This window comes from Paenisporosarcina macmurdoensis, assembly GCF_042658845.1.
GTDB classification, from domain to species: Bacteria; Bacillota; Bacilli; order Bacillales_A; family Planococcaceae; genus Paenisporosarcina; species Paenisporosarcina macmurdoensis.
The window spans coordinates 87,957-107,835 of record NZ_JBHSRI010000018.1 but is presented as its reverse complement, the minus strand read 5'-3'; the positions used below and the strand labels follow the sequence as shown (position 1 = coordinate 107,835).

The following is a 19,879-nucleotide window of genomic DNA, read 5'->3' as shown; positions in this document are numbered from 1 at the left end:
TACCACCCTAGTTACAGCAGAAAGTTCTCTGCTGTCTCTCGATTATGCCTTAACGCGGCTTACGACAGTGATTAGCTGCACTCAGGAGTAGCTTTCCATCCATAAACTTGAAGGTTCTTTCAGCCAAGGAACCTTTTTCTTGTGCAAGCTTCAAAAATGTACTTTCTCCATCAACGTTTTCATTCATTTGTTTAGAAGTATAAAAAATAATTGCCTGTGTGTCAATTCTCTTTTGAAAATACTCCATTTTCCTTCGTTAATCCACCAAAACTTATGTCCTATGTTCCACTTAACTCTTTTAGGATAAATTCCAATGGTCTTTCTGCCATAGAAGACAACCTCAGACTGTGATCTTCAAAAGCTAAATTAGTGGTTACCGGGTTAGGAAAGATCACACATTTCAAGCCTGCTGCTCGTGCTGCTTTTAAACCGTTCAATGAGTCTTCAAAAGCAACCGCTTCATCTGGTCTCACACCTAATGCTTTTATGGCTTGTATATACAGTTCGGGGTTTGGCTTTACAGATGTTACATCATCGCTTGTTTTGATTACTTCAAAATAGTGGATTATGTGAAGTTGCGTCAAAAACTTTTCTACCCAATTCCTTTTTGAACTGGAAGCCAATCCTATTTTTAGCCCCGCTTCTTTAGCTGCAAGCAAATAATCTTTCACACCATCTCTTAAAATAGGCTGCCCAATCTTTTCGTGGAATAGTTTTGTTGCCAACTTTTTGATTTCAGAAATCGTTGAAGATTCTTTTATATTGGACAAAATATATGTATCTAATACTGTATCATCCGTGCCAATGACTAATGCAAATTGTTCAATCGTCAAGTTCATTTCATGTTGTAATAATGCATCCTTATAAGCTTCATACCACACTGTTTCTGTATCAATAATCAGTCCATCAAAATCGAAAATAACTGCTTTTATCATGCTGCACCTCTTTTGAAAGTATAGTTTATCAATTTTTGCATAGAAAAAAACACTCTCCAACCTTTGAGAACTATCGGCTGATCCATAAACTAATATCCCATTTGACTACTAGAAAATGCGACTCTCTCTTCGCTCTTTTTTATCGGTATTGGGTCTATGGTTGTGCAGTTTACTGCTACGCTTTCCGCTGGAGACTAAGCTGTTTTACTACATATCTACACAATAAGTAAATAGTAATTAAACAGGGTCTTTCCCTTTTTTAGTCCAATGGTGCATTGGACTAAAGCCCAAAGCAAACAGAATCTCTTTATCTTTGTGATTCTATGTAGATGAACGATAAAAACATTTCTTCTTTCGTCAATTCTCTAATTCAATTTTACGTAGGAAAAGTATATTTTCGATTTGCGAAAGTTGAGTACTTGGAAAAATAATAATTTACAAGAAATCAACTCCAGTGCAGCTTATGGACCGGAAAGTCTCCTCTCTGCGAGGACTTTCTAGCCCGATTTTCCGCGGGAGTGTCGCTGATTCCTTGCAACTATAAATGTTTTCGTTCTTGTTATCGTCATTCAGCCTTTGCTTCTAAAAAATCATATGGCGTTGTTCCATTCATGCCGACCAAGGGGTGAATCTTCAAATGATTAGTTGCAGTCAATGACACTGGTCCTTCTGTTTCATTCGAATCTTCATCTTCGATAATCGGTTCTGTGACAGGCACGATTTCTTCACTTAATCGTTCTTTTAGTGAGGTTAATCGAGCTAAATCATCAGTGCGTTCGATACCAAATTTAAACACATCTGCGTCTCCGCACAGAATCAAGAAATTCTTCGCACGGGTAATCCCTGTGTACAACAAATTACGGCGAAGCATTTTCATATAACTTCGCACGACTGGCATGATCACTATAGGGAACTCACTTCCCTGAGATTTATGAATCGAGCAACAATAGGCAAGAGTTAATTGCCCAAGATCATTTCGCTGATAGGTCACTTCGATACCTTCGAAGGAAACAATCATCATGTCTTGTTTTTCAATATTTTCAGTCGCTTTGGAAATGCTGATTACTTCACCCATATCGCCGTTATACACTTGGCTCTCCGGTTGATTTACAAGCTGTAATACTTTATCCCCAATACGATAAATAGTTTCCCCAAACACTAATTCTTTGCGTTTCTTTGTATCATTTGGATTGACCATTTGTTGAATCATTTTATTTAACGCATCAATACCAGCCGGACCTTTATACATCGGTGCCAGTACTTGCAATTCTTTAATGGTGTGACCTTTGGCTAAAGCACTTTTAATGACTTGTTCAACGACTTTCGAAATTTGCTCCGGTCCTGCTTGAATAAAAGATCGATCAGCCGTTTTAGCTGTAATATTAGGTGGCAACTGACCTTTTTTCATTTGATGAGCTAGTTCAATAATTGACGAGCCTGCAGATTGTCGGTAAATATCCGTCAGTTCTACTGTCGGAATGCGTTTTGAAGCGAGTAAATCCTTTAAAACTTGACCTGGCCCAACCGGTGGTAATTGATCTTGGTCTCCAACAAAAATAACTTGAGCACCTTCAGGAATCGCTTTTAGAAGTTGATGTGCTAGCCAAGTATCGACCATTGACATTTCATCAATGATAATCAGTTTGCCTTTAATATCGCGTTCAGTTTCTTCTTCCTTTTCATGCCCAGTAAAGCCTAGTAAACGGTGGATCGTCATGGATGGAAGACCTGTCGATTCATTTAACCGTTTGGCGGCACGACCCGTTGGTGCTGCTAATATAATTGGGAAAGGTTCTTGTTTTTTTGCATAGTCTTTTGGATCAAGCGTTAAGCCGTGCAATTCCGCATAAACTTCGACAAGTCCACGAACAACCGTCGTTTTCCCTGTACCTGGTCCACCTGTTAATAACATGACAGATGCATTCATCCCAAGTTCAATAGCAGCTATTTGCGTTTCTGCATAGGTAACCCCAAGACGTTCTTCTGCATCACCCAACGCTTTTCTTATTTCAGACGTTGGAAAACCCGTTCTTTCTTGTTGTTCGGATAGCAAAGTTTCAAGTTTTGACGCAATCCCTACTTCCGAATAATACAAAGATGGCAAGTAGAAACGAGACATTTCACCCGCCAATTTACCTTCTTCGACTAATTCCATACACGCGTTTGAAATCGCTTCAAAAGGGACTTCTTCAAATTGACTAGACTCAAGCAATTGTTTGACGTTCGGCAAAATATGTTCTGCATGTAAATAGACATGCCCGTCACTAAGAGAAGCTGCATTTAACAAATGGAAAACAGCAGCTTTTATTCGATCAGGATGTTTTCCCGTTAGTCCTAATTTAGAGCCTAGTTCGTCGGCACGATGAAATCCAATGCCTTCGACGTCTTCAATTAGACGGAATGGGTTTTTCATTAACACATCTATCGTTTCTTCTCGGTAGGTTTGGTATATACGCATAGCAAGCTGAGGTCCGAAACCCCATCCATTCAATTGAATCATGACACGCTCTAAGCCAAGATTCTGTTCAAGTGTATAGCGGATCGTCTCTTTTTTTTCTTTTGCCAGCCGAGGTACTGCATCAAGTGCTTCAGGGTCATCTAAAATAAGTCGAATCGCATCTTTACCTAGCTTTTTCACAATAGTTTCAGCCGTTTTACGACCAATTCCATGGAATAAATCACTCGATAAATAATGGATAATCCCTTGTTCTGTTTCAGGAACATCTTTTGCAAACGTTTCAACTTGAAACTGTGTTCCATATTTAGGATGTTGCTTTATTTGTCCGGTAAAACGATAGGCCTCTTCGTTCATTAATTGGGGGAAATAACCTGATACAATTATTTCTTTGTCTTCATAGGTTGAATTTGTTTCGTCAATTTTAAGTTTGACAATGGAGAATAAGTTAGTGGAGTTGTGAAAAATAGTGACGACAGGTTTGCCTTTAATAAACAATGCTTCTTTTTGAAATAAATCGATTTGATTTGGCAAATCTGTCGCCTCCTAGAATAGTTATTTTCGTAATGCAATCATATCGTGCACATATCTGGCCTGATCGAATTTTGGTTGCAATGTGTACGCTTGTTTCAAATGATACAACGCATCATCTGTGCGATCTGTAGACACCGCATACAACACACCTAAATTATAATGTGCATCTGCATTGTTTAAGTCTTCAAGAATCACATACATAAATTCAGGTTCTGCTTCTTTGAACATTTCTAAAGCCGCTAGTCCAATTCCATAAGATAAGCGAATTTGAACATCACTTGGATCCAGTTCAGCTGCACGCTGTAAATATGGCAGTGCAAGTTTCGGACTCTCTAACCGTTCAAAACATTTCCCTAACATAAAGTAGGCATCTGCACCTTGGATGCCAAATTTAATCGCTTTTTCATAAAGCTTTGCTGCCTCTTCGTATCGTTCTTGTTCATAATACAAATTGGCAAGTCCATAAAACGCTGTAGCTGCAGTAGGGTCAAGTGTAATCGCTTTTTGGAAAAAGCGCTCTGCACGTTCTGTTTCATTCATTCGAGCTAATAAATTACCAAAGTTAATATAGCCTAAAGGATTATTAGGCTCTTCTTCAATGGAATTATTAAAATGTACGACTGCTTGTTCATAATCCTTATTTTGAATGGCCGCAATGCCAAGTTCTAGTTCATTCATCGTCTCACTCCTTGTTAATTAACCAACATAAGTTAATTTTTTCCCGTGTTTCATTACTTCATCGATTGTACCGCCACCTAAACAAACATCCCCATCATATAATACAACGGCTTGACCAGGTGTAATAGCTCGTACTGGTTCAGCAAATGTAATAATGGCTCCGTTATCAGGTGTTAACTCAACTTCTACTTTAACGTCTTCTTGACGGTATCTAAATTTAGCTGTACAAGAGAATGTATTATTTTTAGGTTCAGTTGTTGTAAAACTCATATTTACTGCCGTTAATTGATCAGAAAATAATGCTTCATGGTGTATGTTTTGTCCAACAAGCAATTCGTTTTTTGCAAGGTTCTTACCAAGAACAAACCAAGGATCTCCTGCTCCACCAATGCCTAAACCTTGACGTTGACCGATAGTGTAATACATTAATCCGTCATGACGGCCCATATTCACACCATCCATCGTCACCATTTCACCAGGTTGAGCTGGCAAATATTGGCTTAAGAACTCTTTGAAATTGCGTTCGCCGATAAAGCAGATACCCGTAGAATCTTTTTTAGTCGCCGTCGCAAGTCCTGCTTCTGCTGCAATTTCACGTACAAGTTTCTTTTCCATATGACCAATTGGGAACATGACTTTTGATAATTGATCTTGGGATAATTGATTTAAAAAGTACGTTTGATCTTTGTTGTTATCAAGTCCACGAAGAAGTCGAGTTTCCCCATCTACTTCTTTTACTTGTGCGTAATGACCAGTTGCTAAATAATCAGCACCTAAACTCACCGCGTGCTCTAAGAAAGCTTTAAACTTAATTTCTTTATTACACATCACATCAGGATTTGGTGTTCTACCGGCTTTATACTCTTCTAAGAAGTAAGAGAATACTTTATCCCAGTATTGTTTTTCGAAGTTTACTGAGTAATAGGGTATACCTATTTGGTTACATACTTTAATGACATCGTCATAATCTTCGGTAGCTGTACACACACCGTTTTCATCAGTGTCATCCCAGTTTTTCATAAAGATTCCGATTACATCATAGCCCTGTTGTTTTAATAAATAAGCTGCAACGGACGAATCAACGCCACCTGACATGCCAACTACGACACGTGTATTTGCAGGATCTTTTAATTGTTCCATGATTCTCACCTTTTCTATTTTAATTGTTTGTTCAAAAGGAGCATAAAAAGGTCTAGTGGCCGATGCCTCCGAGTACTTTGCTTGCACAGGTTGTGCTGACTTCAGCATGAGCTCCTGCGGTTACTCGTCATAGAAGACATTGCTTATTGGAAGTCAGCGTTTTTTGCAGGAGTTCCTCTCGTACTTTATCGTAAGGAACAGAGAAGCAAGCCAACGAAGACATTCGACTTACAATTTTAAGCGGACTTTTGAACGTTCATTACTATTTTACAAGTCGTTTAACTACATTAGCTGTTAAAGTCGCTGCTTCTTTTACTTCTTCAACCGTTACTCCATAACCGAAGCTAAAGCGAATTGAATTGCGAAGTTCACTTGCGTTTTCACCATACATGGCAACTAATACGTGAGACGGATTGATTGAGCCTGCTGTACATGCTGAACCACTTGAAACACTAATTCCCGCCATATCTAAATTAACGAGTAGCGATTCAACGTCGGTCCCTGCAAAGCTCACATTCACGATATGCGGAAGTGTAAACTGTATTTCACCATTTATTTTGAAATCAATTTCAAATTGTTCCCAAATTGAAACCATCTCTTTTTTAAATTGACTATACAAATCGCGTTTTTCTTCTATCGTTTGTTGTGCGATAGAAACAGCTTCAGCGAATGCCAAAATACCCGGAACATTTTCAGTTCCAGCACGACGTTTTCGCTCTTGCTGACCACCCCAAAATTGCGGTGACAATTTCGTGCCTTTGCGTTGGTATAAGTAGCCAATCCCTTTAGGTCCGTTGATTTTATGCGAAGAAACGGATAAAAGATCGACTTGTAATTCGTCGACTGATATTTGCAATAATCCGTATGCTTGAACAGCATCTGTATGGAAAGTTGCCTTGTGCTCTTTTAATAATTCACCAATTTCTTGAATCGGTTGAATTGTTCCCACTTCGTTATTTCCTAGCATAATTGTCACTAAAATCGTATCGTCGCGGAGTGCCTGTTTAACAGCTTCGACAGATACTCTTCCCTGCTCGTTAACAGGTAAATACGTAACTTCATAGCCATCTTTCTCAAGCTTTTCACATGCTGTAAGAACTGCATGATGCTCGATTTGAGAAGTGATAATATGGGAGCCTTCTTTTTTTCTAGCAAACGCTGTACCAAAAATTGCTAAGTTATCTGCTTCCGTCCCGCCACTTGTCACAATAATATCTTGATCTTTAGCACCAATGCTTTTAGCTAAACGTTCACGCGCCACATCTAACTGTTTTCGCGCTTCACGTCCAGTCGCATGAATGCTTGATGGATTGCCATACGTGTGCTCCATCGTTTCGATCAATTTGTTAATGACTTGTGGATGTACGGGTGAAGTGGCTGCGTGGTCTAAATAGATTCTATTCATGTCGTACCCCTTTATAAAGATAGTTCAAAAGTCCAGCAACCATTAATTTTGCGAAATGTTACCGTAGAAATAGGATGTTAGTGTCCCTCAGCTGCATGTTATTATCATTAACAGCGTTCCGTTTTTCGCTCTGTTAATACTCTGTTTTGAACAGATATTTAAATATAATACATATAACCGTCATCTGAAGACGCATCACTGTATTTGGCTAGATCTTCAATTGTTGTCGTATCTAATACAGTTTTCACTGCATCGCGAATGCGAGACCACAATTCTCGTTGAGGAGGTGCTTCATTTTCTATTCCTTCAACTGGTTGAATTGGACCTTCTAAGACACGAATAACATCCCCCGCAGAAATTAAATGTGGAGGTTTTGAAAGCTTATATCCACCGTGTGCGCCTCTGACACTTTTAACAAGTCCAGAATTACGTAGTGGAGAGACTAATTGTTCTAAATACGCCTCTGATAAATCATTTTCTGACGCTATTTTACGAAGTGGTACAGGACCCTCTCCAAAATGCTTGGCCAATTCTATCATAATTGTTAAACCATAACGACCTTTTGTCGAAATTCTCACGTTATTCACCTCTATAAATCCTCTAAATTCATTTACATAGTATAGCACATTTCCGACCAATCGCCTTTGAAATGACTTTTCACAATTGACCACGTATAATGGAGAACAAATGTACGAAAATAGGAGGTGCATCGATTGCAAAACGAACCACTTGCTTATCGAATGAGACCACATAAATTAGATGAAATCGCTGGTCAACAGGACATTATTGGCAAAGACACACCCTTATATAGAATGATCTTAAATGGACATGTTCCATCCATGTTGTTATACGGGGAACCAGGAATTGGCAAGACGTCACTAGCATATGCAATCGCTGGGACTAGTAATCTACCATTCATTGCCCTCAATGCAACTCGCTCAGGGAAAAAAGATATCGAAGACGTTGTCAATGAATCGCGAGTCACAGGAAAAGTCTTATTGTTTTTGGACGAGATCCATCGATTCAATAAGTTACAACAAGACACCTTACTTCCACACGTTGAAAATGGCTCGATTGTTTTAATTGGAGCGACTACGGAAAATCCTTTCCATGATGTTAATCCAGCCATTCGTTCTCGTTGCGGAGAAATTAAGCAACTGAAACGTTTAACCGCTGATGATTTATTGACACTTATACAACGAGCACTTAGTGACGATAAACGAGGACTTGGTCGTCAAACAATTAAAATCTCACCACAGCAACAACTAAAAATTGCCGAAGCCGCAAATGGCGATGCTAGAAAGGCTTTAACCATACTTGAATCAGTCGTTTCAGCGTCAGACGAAGAAGATGGTGTAACCATCATTGACGATGCATTACTTCAAAATTTGGTCGATCGTATTGGCGTATTTGGTGACAAAAAAGGCTCTCATTTCTATAATTTATTGTCTGCCTTACAAAAGTCAGTACGTGGTAGTGACGTTAATGCTGCTATGTATTATTTAGCTCATTTACTTGAAAATGGTGATTTAGTTGCTGTTTCCAGACGCCTTCTAGTGATGGCATACGAAGACATTGGAGTAGCGAATCCTTCTGTTGGGCCACATGTTCTCGCAAGTATTCAAGCTGCCGAGCGATTAGGATTACCTGAAGCTCGCATCCCTCTAGCAAATGCCGTTGTCGAGATGTGTTTATCTGAGAAATCAAACTCTGCTTATAAAGCAATAGACGCGGCTATTGCATCCATTCATGCGGGAAAAGTTGGCGATATTCCAAGTCATTTAAAAGATACTCATTATGCTGGGGCTGCTGCACTTGGTCACGTAGGGTATAAGTATCCACACAATACCCCGATCGGCTCATTCGGTGGTTGGGTCAATCAAACGTATCTACCTGATAACTTGGTTGGAACGCAATTTTATGATCCAGTCCTTGCTGGCGAAGAGAAGAAACTCGCTGGTATTTACCAGAAATTAGAGACCTTTAAACAGAAGAAGTGAGTCGCTGGTCATAGCGATTCACTTCTTTTTTGTTTGATGGAACGCGTCATGGAATTAGGCGGAAATTGGATAGTTGCGACAATATTGGTGAAAGTTGCGACAATAACCTTAAAAGTTACGATAAAAATCACGAAAGTTGCGACATTATCCACAAAAGTTGCGACAATCGAGAATTTAGAACAACATCTTAAAAATGGACATATTGATTTAAACATCAGCTTCATTAACAATTGGAGAATCTAATTTGTCAGCCCAACGCTTACGCGATGGCCTGCTTTTTTGCGGGAGAATCGAGTAGAAATTAGGAGATATTTGGATAGTTGCAACGAAATCGTAAAAGTTGCAACCAAATCGTGAAAGTTGCAACGAAATGAAGAAAGTTGCAACCCAAACACAAAATAGTCCTAACTATTTGAACATGCTCCTTTTCATAAGACATTTCACATGAAATCAAAGAAAAAGACGACCATTTCTGGTCGCCCTCCATTACTTCTAGTTCATACGCACTCGTTGTACTGGAATTTCTCTCGTAATATCATTAATTACCCAACTCGCTGCTACTAATCCTGCTACTGACGGGACAAAAGCATTTGATGATGGGGGCATTTGCGCTTTACGGAATTTGGCATCGGGTTTCCCAACCGTCTCAACTACATCTGCTCTGACGATTATTGGACTCTCGTCTGAAAAGACCACAGGAATACCTTTAGAAATACCTTCTTTACGTAATTTTTTGCGAATGACTTTTGCTAATGGATCTGTATGTGTTTTTGAAATATCCTCTATTTTAAAACGAGTAGGATCCGTTTTGTTTGCTGCACCCATACATGAAATAATTTTCACTCCACGCGTTAAACATTCTTTCATTAAATGTATTTTGTAAATGATCGTATCTGAGGCATCAATTACATAATCCACATTATGACTGAAGAAATCTTCAAATGTTTCTTCTGTGTAGAACATATGTAAATCGTGTACTTCACACTCAGGGTTTATATCTAGAATTCGTTCTTTCATGACTTCTGATTTCGAGCGCCCTACGGTTGAGGTATACGCAACAAGTTGTCGATTAATATTGGTTATATCGACATTGTCTTTATCCACAAGAATGATTTTTCCGATGCCACTTCTTGCACATGCTTCAGCTGCAAATGAGCCAACGCCACCTATTCCTAAAATGGCCACCGTTGTATTTTTTAAAAGGTCAACACCTTCTGATCCTATTGCTAATTCATTTCGAGAAAATTGATGTAACATTTGTTGTCCTCACAATCTATATCGTTTTAGTAGGGATTATACTCAATAAAAACCCCCTAGCTTGTAAAAAGCTAGAGGGATTATACATAATGTAGGACGAATCCCAATCGTGCCGTCATTATGAAGCTTATCGTTTTGAGCCCGCACACAGCAGGTGGGTATCCACTTTATAACTTTAAAGGTCCCCTGGGGGCATGTTTGCCATTACAAAAGGAAGATTCCCGACGATATAATAGTTAGGTCAAAATCGATGTGGCAATTAACGAACACATCAGGATTCGTGTTACCTGTATATTATCATATCCGTTTTTGAAATACAACCACTTAGTCTAAAGATTTTTGACTTTTCTGAAGACTTATCGCTAATGATAAATCTTTCAATTGTTCTTCAGAAACAGCACTTGGTGCCTTTGTCAAAATGTCACTTGCACTTGCCGTTTTAGGGAATGCAATCGTGTCGCGTAAGTTGGTACGACCAGCTAATAACATCACTAAACGGTCAAGACCTAATGCAATACCGCCATGAGGAGGCGTTCCATATTCAAAAGCCTCAAGCAAGAATCCAAATTGAGCAGTCGCTTCTTCTTTAGAGAATCCAAGAATGCTAAACATTTTTTCTTGGATATCGCGTGAATAAATACGCAGTGATCCACCACCAAGTTCATAGCCATTTAACACCATGTCATATGCTTGAGCGCGAACTTCAGCAGGATTAGTATCCATTAATGCAATGTCTTCAACAAATGGCATTGTGAAAGGATGATGCGCTGCATAGTAACGACCATCTTGTTCGTCATACTCAAATAACGGCCAGTCAATAACCCAAAGGAATGCATGTTTACTTTCATCAATTAATTGCAGTTCTTTTGCTAACTTCATACGAAGTGCACCTAGTGAATCTGCTACAACTGATTTTTTGTCGGCAACAAATAATAATAAGTCACCTGGTTCTGCTTGAAGTGTTTGAGCTAATTTCTCGCCTGCTTCACCATCAAAGAATTTCGCGATAGGACCTTTTAATCCGTCAGCATCTACTTTTAGCCAAGCAAGACCTTTGGCACCATGTCTTCCTGCAAACTCGCCTAAAGCATCGATGTCTTTACGTGAATAATTGTCAGCTTTGCCTTTAACGTTGATTGCTTTTACTTGTCCGCCATTTTCAACTGCTCCAGCAAATACTTTGAATGATGACTGTTCAACAAGTGAAGAAACGTCTTGTAGCTCTAAACCAAATCGTACATCCGGTTTATCAGAACCAAAACGGTCCATCGCTTCCGTGTATTTCATACGTTGGAAAGGTGTTTCGATGTCTATTCCTTTAACATCTTTTAAAAGTTTTTTCATCATACGTTCGTTCATTTCTAAAATTTCTTCCATTGACATGAAACTCATTTCCATATCAATTTGCGTGAATTCAGGTTGACGGTCTGCACGTAAATCTTCATCGCGGAAACAACGAGCAATTTGGTAATACTTTTCAAAGCCAGACACCATCAACATTTGTTTAAATAATTGAGGTGATTGTGGCAATGCGTAAAATTCTCCATTATGCACACGACTTGGAACTAAATAGTCACGTGCTCCTTCTGGTGTTGATTTTGTCAATATTGGCGTTTCAACTTCGATAAATGTTTCTTCATCTAAAAATCGACGAATCGATTTTGTCACTTCAGAACGCATTTTTAAGATGTCATACATAACTGGTCGACGAAGATCTAAATAACGGTACTTTAAGCGTAGATCTTCACTTACTTCAGTTTGGTTCTCTATCGCAAACGGTGGATTTTTCGCTTCATTGATAATCAATACTTGTGTAGCTTGCACTTCAATTCGTCCAGTTTTCATGAGTGGATTCACTTGAGATTCTTGACGAGCAACCACTTCACCAGTAATTTCAACGACATACTCATTACGTAAGCTATCAGCAACTGCTAATGCTTCTGCTGAAATGGCTGGATTAAAAACGATTTGAACGATTCCTGTGCGGTCACGAAGATCCACAAAAATAAGTCCACCAAGGTCACGTCTTTTTTGAACCCACCCTTTTAATACGACTTGTTGTCCAATTGCTTGTTCTGCTACTTCTCCACATGGATGTGTACGTTTTGTCATGCTGATTCCTCCGTTGCTTTAGATGCGATTTCAGTAAAGTTTGCTACTATTTCTTCAAATGTCAGTTGTTGTTGATTTCCATTCGCTAAGTATTTCAATGAAATTATGCCACTTTCAAGTTCATTATCCCCGATCACAACAGAAAACTTGGCATTTAATCGATCGGCTGATTTCATTTGGGCTTTTACTTTTCGATCTAAATAATCCATTTCAGCTGAAACATTATTTTGACGAAGCTGTGAGACAAAAGATACTGCTTTATCCTTCGCCGCCTCCCCCATTGCCACTACATAGACATCCAGTGTCGGAAGGTTTTCAAAAGATTGACCTTCAGCTTCTAATGCCAATAACAATCTTTCAATACTCATACCAAAACCAATACCAGGTGACTCAGGTCCACCTAAATCTTCAACTAAACCGTTGTAGCGGCCACCGCCAGCAAGTGTCGTAATAGCACCGAATCCTTCGCCTTCACTCATTATTTCAAATGCAGTATGGTTATAGTAATCAAGACCGCGTACTAAATTCGGGTCTACTTCATATTTAATGTTTAAAATATCTAAGTAATGTTTAACTTTCCCAAAATAAGCAGCAGATTCTTCATTCAAATAATCTGGTAGTTTTGGGGCTGTTGCCATTAATGGATTCTCTCGGTCAACCTTACAGTCGAGAATACGTAATGGGTTTTTTTCTAATCTATTTTGACAATCCGAACAAAACTCTTGGATATGTGGTGAGAAGTGTGCACTCAGTGCAACTCGGTGAGCTTGTCGACTATCAGTGTCCCCTAGTGAATTGATCACCAATTTAATCTTTTTTATTCCTGCTTTTTGATACACAGTCATAGCAAGAGCCATAACTTCTGCGTCGATGCTTGGATCTTTACTACCAATTGCTTCAACTCCAAATTGAACGAATTGACGATAGCGACCTGCTTGTTGACGTTCATAGCGGAACATAGGACCTGTATAATACAGTTTTACGGGTTGATTTGCTAAACCAAATAATTTATTTTCGACAAAAGAACGAACAACAGGAGCAGTTCCTTCAGGACGTAAAGTTAATGAGCGATCACCTCTATCGGTAAATGTATACATTTCTTTTTGAACGATATCGGTTGTATCACCAACACTTCGTGTGAAGAGCTCAGTATGTTCAAAAATCGGCGTTCGAATTTCTTTGTATTGAAACAATCGACAAGTATCACGAATAAGTTCTTCGACCGCTTGCCACTTTTCAGTTTCACCTGGTAATAAATCTTTCGTTCCTCTAGGCACATTAATCGACATGTTAATGGCTCCTTTCTTTAACCAAATAAAAAAGCTCCCGCCCCTTGCGCAAATACGCAAGGGACGAGAGCTATTGTAAGCTTCCGCGGTTCCACCCTAGTTGACACAAAATTCGTGTCCTCTCAAATCCGGATAACGGCCGGTTCCGTTTTCGCCTACCCTACTTCAAGGAGTATTTCGACGAAAAGCCTATCAAGTGTTGTTCACTGAGTGCTTCTGTAGGAAAGATTACAGCCACGTCTTTCCCTCTCTTTACAGCGTATTAAACAGTTACTTTCTTGGTCATTGGCACTTTGTTTGATTCAGATTATACCTTATCTTAATGACTGAACAAACAGTTGTCAACCTTTTCTCAGAAAGTTATAGTCTTTTTGATGAACAGTCTTTACAATGAACAAAAGGAGGTATTTTATGCGAAAATTTAAACATCGACAAAATGCACAAATCTTTTTAGGACTTATTCTAGTATTATCTCTTATTCTTCCTTCAAATACACATGCAAATGGAAAAAATGTACAATCGACGGTATCGAACCTTCATATGAGATCTGGCCCTAGTCTTGCTTATCCGATTATCTCTTCTATGAAAATGGGTGATCAAATGCTAGTACTTGAAGAACAAGGCGATTGGATTAAAGTGCGTCGTGGGAGTGCTGAAGGTTGGGTAGCTTCATGGTATACGAAACAACTTGGTGAAAAGAAGAAAAAACAATCAGATCAGCTTATCATCTCCAAAGTGGACCGCTTAAATGTTCGTTCACAAGCCTCGGTTGGTGCAGCGGTACTGACACAATTATCAGCTGGTGACCAAGCGAAACTTATCGCGGATTATGGGCAGTGGGTCGAAATTTCGATTAATCAAGTAACAGGATATGTAGCGAAAGAATACATAACCATCCAAACAAAAAATTCACAGACCACAACAAAAAAAGTGAACAATGGCAATTACTTTGAAGTCTCTGTAAATAGTTTGAATGTCCGTTCAAAACCTGACTTGACTTCTAAGAAAGTCGTTATTGCTAACAAAGGTGAACGTTTCAAAATCATTGAAAAGCAACATAATTGGGTGAAAATAGAGCTTCCATCTAATAAAAGCGGTTGGGTCTATTCCTTTTACGGAACTTTAACTGCATCAGCTGCTAGTTCTCCCGTAAAATCAAAGAAAGAACAACAAAGTAAAACAACATCATCGAAAAAAGTCTCTATTGTCTACAATGGCACTAACCTACGTTCTTCACCTTCTACTTCTAGTGAGGTAGTATATCGTGCGAATGCAGGAGAAACGTTTGAAACAATTGGACAAAGTGGTGATTGGTTTGAAGTTAAAACGCCAACAGGTTCAACAGGATTTGTAGCAAACTGGGTTGTTTCTACAAATGCATCTAAAAAGGAACTTGAACAACAACAATCAAAAGTAGAAAGAAAACAAGGCACACTTAACGGATTAACTATTGTAATTGATCCTGGACATGGTGGTAACGACAGCGGCACAACTGGAGCACGAGGAACAAATGAAAAAGGCATCACACTTCGAACTTCTGAATTATTAGCTAGTAAACTTCGTTCTGCAGGTGCCAATGTCGTATTGACACGAGATTCTGATGTGTATGTTGATTTGCGTAAACGCGTATCAATCGGCCATCAGTTAGCAGCCGATGCGTTTATAAGTGTGCATTATGATGCAACAGATAGTAGTTCAATTAATGGTTTCACTACTTATTACATGCACGGCTATCAAAAGGAACTTGCGAAAAGTGTTCACAAATCTCTGGGCGAAAAAATTAATTTGCGTGACCGTGGAGCGCAACCTGGTAATTACCTAGTGCTTCGTGAAAATCGTCAGCAAGCGATTTTGATCGAACTTGGTTTCCTTAGTAACCCATCTGAGGAACGAACGTTAACAACTGCACAATTTAGAGAGCAAGCGACTTTGGGTATTTATAACGGTGTCGTCAACTTCTTTGATAATCAAGCAAACTAGCAAAAGCTCGTCCAAGTTTCATATGGACGAGCTTTTTTTGTGCTTGATTAGAGTGGAATAGACTCAAAAACCCATCCTAAATTAGTGCCACTGAAAAAGTACATTTAGTTTATTAAAAATCGCCAATCTATATAAATCGAGATTGGGTGGCTATTCTTTTTAATTGCCATGTTAATAAGATTTAGTGATTTCCGTTTCAGGCGGACGCTTTCCGCGGGCATGGCCTCAGCCTCCTCGACGAGCAAGCTCGTCTGTGGGTCTTCAGCTCATGCTATTCCCGCTGGAGTCGCCGTCTTTCACTTCAATCACCTACTAAAATATATAATAATTAATTTTCAGGTATTAGCTTTATAATTAAAATACTTAAATTAGGTAGTGTCTCTATCTTTTCCAATCAAGATTCTATAAACCTTGGTCTATTTATGTTGATTTACGATATAGTTGTGCCAGAAGATATGCTTCGTCAAATCCATGAACTTGTCGACTTTTCTTTTGTGTTAGAAGACTTGAAAACTAAATATGGTCTCGATAACGGTCTCATTGCAGTGCTAGAGAAGCTTTGGTGATTGACCAGAGTTCATTAAATAAAGAAGTACCGCAAGCTTCATATTAAAGATGTGAACTTAATAGATATGCTCATTCAAAAGACGGTTGATGTTGCACTAGAAAAAGAACTCATCAACGGAAGTCCATTATCGTGGACGCAACACATATAAGAGCACGTAATATCCAAAAACCAAGGATCCATGGCCATATTTGAAGTGAATCTCAAACGAATTATGTAGGAAACAAAGTAAAGAATATATAAGTAAAAGGCAAAATTTCGTTCAAAATCGAACGAAATTTTGCCTTTTATCAAACTGAACTAATCTCGAAATTTCTTTATACACGTTTTTCAGCGGCTTGCGGATGATTTTCAAGTCATTCGAAAATGCTATTTTGTTTCCGAACAAGAGAAGCGCTTAACTAATTGATGAGGCACGATGATCCGTTTTACTGGTTCATTGGGATTTTCCAAAAGTTGAATCAATTTTTTTGAAGCTTGATAGCCAAGCTCAAAGATATTGATATCGACCGAGGTTAATGGCGGTTGGGATAGTTCTGAAAATAACACATTGTTGAAACTCAGTATTGAGATATCCTCTGGTACAGAAATATTCATTTCTAATAAGGTATTCAACACACCCAGTGCCATCAAGTCATCAGCTACGACCAATGCTGTTGGTGGGTTTTTCAAGTTGATTAACTTCCCAATTGCTTCTTGACCACCTTCACGCAGGAATTCACTATGAATGATATAATCGTCTTCACTTTGGATACCCGCTTCACGTAAAGCTTTTTCAAATCCGAGTATCCGCTCGATGGTCACTACAAAATTTAAATCACCGCCAATAAAGCCAATTTGTTTATGTCCTAGACTTAGCAAGTAGTTCGTTGCTTCCTTCGAGGCTAAATAATTGTCATTATCCACATATGTAATGAGTTCTACGTCTTTAAACGGTTTACCAATCACGACAAAAGGAAATTTTCTATCTCTCAAATAATTTAACACTTTGTCTTCAATGCGAGAATAAAGCAGAATAACACCATCTACCCGGCCACCTTGAACCATTTGGATAACGCCTTCATAAATTTCTTCATCCGTTTTACCTGTGCTGATTTGAAGGGCATATTGGCGCTCATTTGCCCCGTCACTCAGCCCTCTTAAAACGGTTGGGAAAAATGGGTTTTGAAAGAACACATCTGTTGAGTTTGGGAGCACCAAACCGATGACTCGGGTTGATTGATTAGCCAAACTTCTTGCAATGAAATTGGGATGATAACCGAGTTCATCCATCGCAGCTCGCACTTTAATCTTTGTTTTCTCACTAATTCGAGGGCTATTCGCTATGACTCTTGAAACGGTAGATGGAGCGACGTTTGACAGTTTTGCAACGTCTTTAATTGTAATGGCCAAAGCTATCCTCCTCTTATTAATCACGACATACGCTTAATGTAAAACTTGTGGAATTCTTTTATTAAATTGATCTGTTAAACTATAGTGTTAATTTCCGTTACAGGCGGACGCTTTCCGCGGGCAGTCCGTGAGCCTCCTCGCTCGCTACGCTCACTGTGGGGTCTCACCTGGACATACTTGTCCCGCTGGAGTCGCCGCCTTTCACTACAATCACATAAACACAACATAGCTTGCAAAGAACGAAGCTAAGAACACCACCTCTTGTGATAACGCCTTGGCGACCAATAGACCAACATCATGTTGACCTGAGGAGTCTTGGTGCTCGCCCTATGAAAGCGTGATTGTTTTGCGGAATATCAATAGAAACGTTTAACATAACTTATTAAATAAGCAACCTATTCAGTATATAAAAAATCCATCTCTTTTGACATGGATAAGAGTGCAAATACTCAATTTGCACTCTTTACTTTTAGAATAAGTATACTCTAGTTTCGTATGGTTTAAGCGAGACTGGACCATCAAGTAGGTGATCTGCAGACTCATAGTTACTTAACTTGAGCTTACCTTCTGTTGAAGGTAAGTCCTCTAACGTAATGCTTTGTGACTGGTTGCCAAAGTTACAAATCACGATAGCAGAAGAACCTTCGAATGTACGTTTATAGGCAAATACAGAAGCATGATTTTCTAGAAGTAATGTGTATTTTCCATAAACGAAGACTTCATGGTGCTTCCGTAAGGAAATCATGTCTTTATAAAATGAATAGATAGATTGAGAGTCTTTCATTTGAGTCTCTACGTTTATATTGTGATAATTCGTATTGAGTTTCATCCATGGATTGCCTTCTGTAAAGCCTGCGTTTAGTTGATTATTCCATTGCATTGGTGTACGGGAATTGTCACGTCCACTTTTCCAAATAATCTCCATCATCTCTTGATGTGGTCGACCTTTTGACGTTTCGATTCGGTAATAATTTTTCATTCCCAAATCGTCATAATCATCTATGGAGTCAAATTGGACATTTGTCATCCCAATTTCTTGACCTTGATAAATGAAAGGTGTTCCCTGCATCAGGAAATAGCAAGCTCCTAACATTTTCGCGCTTTCCAGCCAATATTCTTCATCATTACCCCAAGTGGATACACTACGAGGTTGATCATGATTTTCAAAAAATAGCGCATTCCAACCATTACCGTGTAATTCAGTTTGCCATTTAGATAATGTTTGTTTCAAACCCAATACGTCTACCGAATCATCGGCTCCCTTTTGCCATAATCCAAGATGTTCAAATTGGAATACCATATCAAACTTGCCATTTTGTTCACCAACCCATTTATCTGCCTGGTGAATTTTTACCCCGTTTGCTTCCCCGACAGTCATAATGTCGTACTTATCAAACGTTTCTTCTTTTAATTCTTTTAAAAATTCATGAATGCCTTCTTGGTTCATATGCATATCAAAAGAAGATACAAAATCGAGGTTTTTTGGATTCGGTAAATTAGGCATACCAGGATATTTCTTGATATGTGAAATCGCGTCTACACGGAATCCATCTATCCCTTTATCTAACCACCAATTAACCATGTCATAAAGAGCATGGCGAACTTCTTTATTCTCCCAGTTTAAATCAGGCTGTTTATGATGGAATAAATGCAAGTAATATTGCCCCGTTTTCTCATCAAAGTTCCACGCGCTACCCGAGAAAATACTTTCCCAGTTATTCGGTTCCTTGCCATCTACTCCGTCTTTCCAAATATACCAATCTCTCTTTGGATTATCCTTAGAAGAACGAGATTCCACGAACCATGGATGTTCATCACTTGAGTGGTTTATGACTAAATCAAGGATAACTTTCATGCCACGTTTATGAGACTCTTTTAGTAATAGCTCGAAATCTTCCATCGTTCCAAACTCTTCCATGATATCTTGATAGTCGCTTATATCATACCCATTGTCTGCATTCGGTGATTTGAAAAATGGACAAATCCACAGCACATCGATGCCGAATTCTTGCAAGTAATCTAGTTTAGAAATAATACCTTGAATATCTCCAATGCCATCTCCATTGCTATCCATGAAGCTCCGTGGATAGATTTGATAACAAACAGCTTCTTTCCACCAATATTTTTTCATTTATAA

General features: G+C 38.9%; 14 protein-coding genes, 1 other RNA gene, 2 pseudogenes and 2 other annotated features (1 of these 19 running past the window's edge). Of the genes and pseudogenes, 5 read left to right on the top strand and 12 right to left on the bottom strand.

The annotated features are described in order from the left end of the window. Nucleotides 1-183, bottom strand: a binding site (T-box leader); it reaches 27 nt to the left of the window's first position. Nucleotides 184-278: 95 nt separating this feature from the next. The 6 genes from ACFPYN_RS10225 to cymR form a co-directional block, all read right to left on the bottom strand. Further along, entirely contained in the window at nt 279-935 is a 657-nt protein-coding gene (locus tag ACFPYN_RS10225) for an HAD family hydrolase (RefSeq protein ID WP_377733966.1), read from the bottom strand. A gap of 565 nt (nt 936-1,500) precedes the next feature. Continuing rightward, nucleotides 1,501-3,924, bottom strand: a complete 2,424-nt coding sequence (gene recD2 / locus ACFPYN_RS10220; RefSeq protein WP_377733965.1) for an SF1B family DNA helicase RecD2 — start codon at nt 3,922-3,924, stop codon at nt 1,501-1,503. Nucleotides 3,925-3,945: 21 nt separating this feature from the next. After that, complete coding sequence (locus ACFPYN_RS10215) at nt 3,946-4,602, bottom strand: tetratricopeptide repeat protein (RefSeq protein WP_377733964.1); 657 nt, start codon at nt 4,600-4,602, stop codon at nt 3,946-3,948. An 18-nt stretch (nt 4,603-4,620) separates the two neighbouring features. Further along, nucleotides 4,621-5,742: a tRNA 2-thiouridine(34) synthase MnmA gene (gene mnmA / locus ACFPYN_RS10210; protein WP_377734573.1), complete on the bottom strand. Its 1,122-nt coding sequence runs from the start codon at nt 5,740-5,742 to the stop codon at nt 4,621-4,623. A 262-nt stretch (nt 5,743-6,004) separates the two neighbouring features. Then, nucleotides 6,005-7,147, bottom strand: coding sequence for a cysteine desulfurase family protein (locus ACFPYN_RS10205; protein WP_377733963.1), 1,143 nt, complete (start codon nt 7,145-7,147; stop codon nt 6,005-6,007). Nucleotides 7,148-7,305: 158 nt separating this feature from the next. Beyond that, the gene (gene cymR, locus ACFPYN_RS10200) at nt 7,306-7,725 is read right to left on the bottom strand and encodes a cysteine metabolism transcriptional regulator CymR (RefSeq protein ID WP_377733962.1); all 420 of its coding nucleotides are present in this window, start codon (nt 7,723-7,725) and stop codon (nt 7,306-7,308) included. 135 nt (nt 7,726-7,860) lie between these two features. On the opposite strand from cymR, the gene ACFPYN_RS10195 reads away from it, so the two are divergent. Continuing rightward, complete coding sequence (locus ACFPYN_RS10195) at nt 7,861-9,147, top strand: replication-associated recombination protein A (RefSeq protein ID WP_377733961.1); 1,287 nt, start codon at nt 7,861-7,863, stop codon at nt 9,145-9,147. Between the two features lie 48 nt (nt 9,148-9,195). Further along, nucleotides 9,196-9,390, top strand: a complete 195-nt coding sequence (locus ACFPYN_RS10190) for a hypothetical protein (protein WP_377733960.1) — start codon at nt 9,196-9,198, stop codon at nt 9,388-9,390. Between the two features lie 249 nt (nt 9,391-9,639). Here the strand turns inward: ACFPYN_RS10190 and ACFPYN_RS10185 are convergent, their stop codons facing one another. From ACFPYN_RS10185 to hisS, 4 genes are all read right to left on the bottom strand, one after another. Next, nucleotides 9,640-10,404 carry a tRNA threonylcarbamoyladenosine dehydratase gene (locus tag ACFPYN_RS10185; protein ID WP_377733958.1) on the bottom strand — a complete coding sequence of 255 codons (765 nt, stop codon included), beginning with the start codon at nt 10,402-10,404 and terminating at the stop codon, nt 9,640-9,642. A 96-nt stretch (nt 10,405-10,500) separates the two neighbouring features. Next, a non-coding RNA gene (ssrS, locus tag ACFPYN_RS10180) (6S RNA) lies at nt 10,501-10,685 on the bottom strand. A gap of 43 nt (nt 10,686-10,728) precedes the next feature. After that, a complete protein-coding gene (aspS, locus tag ACFPYN_RS10175) occupies nt 10,729-12,516 on the bottom strand; it encodes an aspartate--tRNA ligase (protein ID WP_377733955.1) in 1,788 nt (595 codons plus the stop codon). Further along, on the bottom strand, nt 12,513-13,805 hold the full coding sequence (gene hisS, locus ACFPYN_RS10170; protein WP_377733954.1) for a histidine--tRNA ligase: 1,293 nt from the start codon (nt 13,803-13,805) through the stop codon (nt 12,513-12,515). The genes aspS and hisS overlap by 4 nt, the downstream gene beginning before the upstream one ends. 56 nt (nt 13,806-13,861) lie before the next feature. After that, nucleotides 13,862-14,100, bottom strand: a binding site (T-box leader). A 116-nt stretch (nt 14,101-14,216) separates the two neighbouring features. On the opposite strand from hisS, the gene ACFPYN_RS10165 reads away from it, so the two are divergent. The 3 genes and pseudogenes from ACFPYN_RS10165 to ACFPYN_RS10160 form a co-directional block, all read left to right on the top strand. Beyond that, nucleotides 14,217-15,785 (top strand): SH3 domain-containing protein, encoded by a 1,569-nt coding sequence (locus ACFPYN_RS10165; RefSeq protein WP_377733953.1) that lies wholly within the window; start codon nt 14,217-14,219, stop codon nt 15,783-15,785. A gap of 383 nt (nt 15,786-16,168) precedes the next feature. Then, nucleotides 16,169-16,321: pseudogene (locus ACFPYN_RS18725) on the top strand (IS5/IS1182 family transposase); the annotation flags it as partial. Nucleotides 16,322-16,338: 17 nt separating this feature from the next. Next, nucleotides 16,339-16,521 (top strand): annotated as a pseudogene (locus ACFPYN_RS10160) (IS5/IS1182 family transposase); the annotation flags it as partial. A gap of 198 nt (nt 16,522-16,719) precedes the next feature. Here ACFPYN_RS10160 and ACFPYN_RS10155 read toward each other — a convergent pair. Together ACFPYN_RS10155 and ACFPYN_RS10150 are read right to left on the bottom strand one after the other, a co-directional pair. Further along, the gene (locus tag ACFPYN_RS10155) at nt 16,720-17,742 is read right to left on the bottom strand and encodes a LacI family DNA-binding transcriptional regulator (protein ID WP_377733952.1); all 1,023 of its coding nucleotides are present in this window, start codon (nt 17,740-17,742) and stop codon (nt 16,720-16,722) included. Nucleotides 17,743-18,211: 469 nt separating this feature from the next. After that, complete coding sequence (locus ACFPYN_RS10150; protein WP_377733951.1) at nt 18,212-19,873, bottom strand: glycoside hydrolase family 13 protein; 1,662 nt, start codon at nt 19,871-19,873, stop codon at nt 18,212-18,214. Between the last annotated feature and the right edge of the window lie 6 nt (nt 19,874-19,879).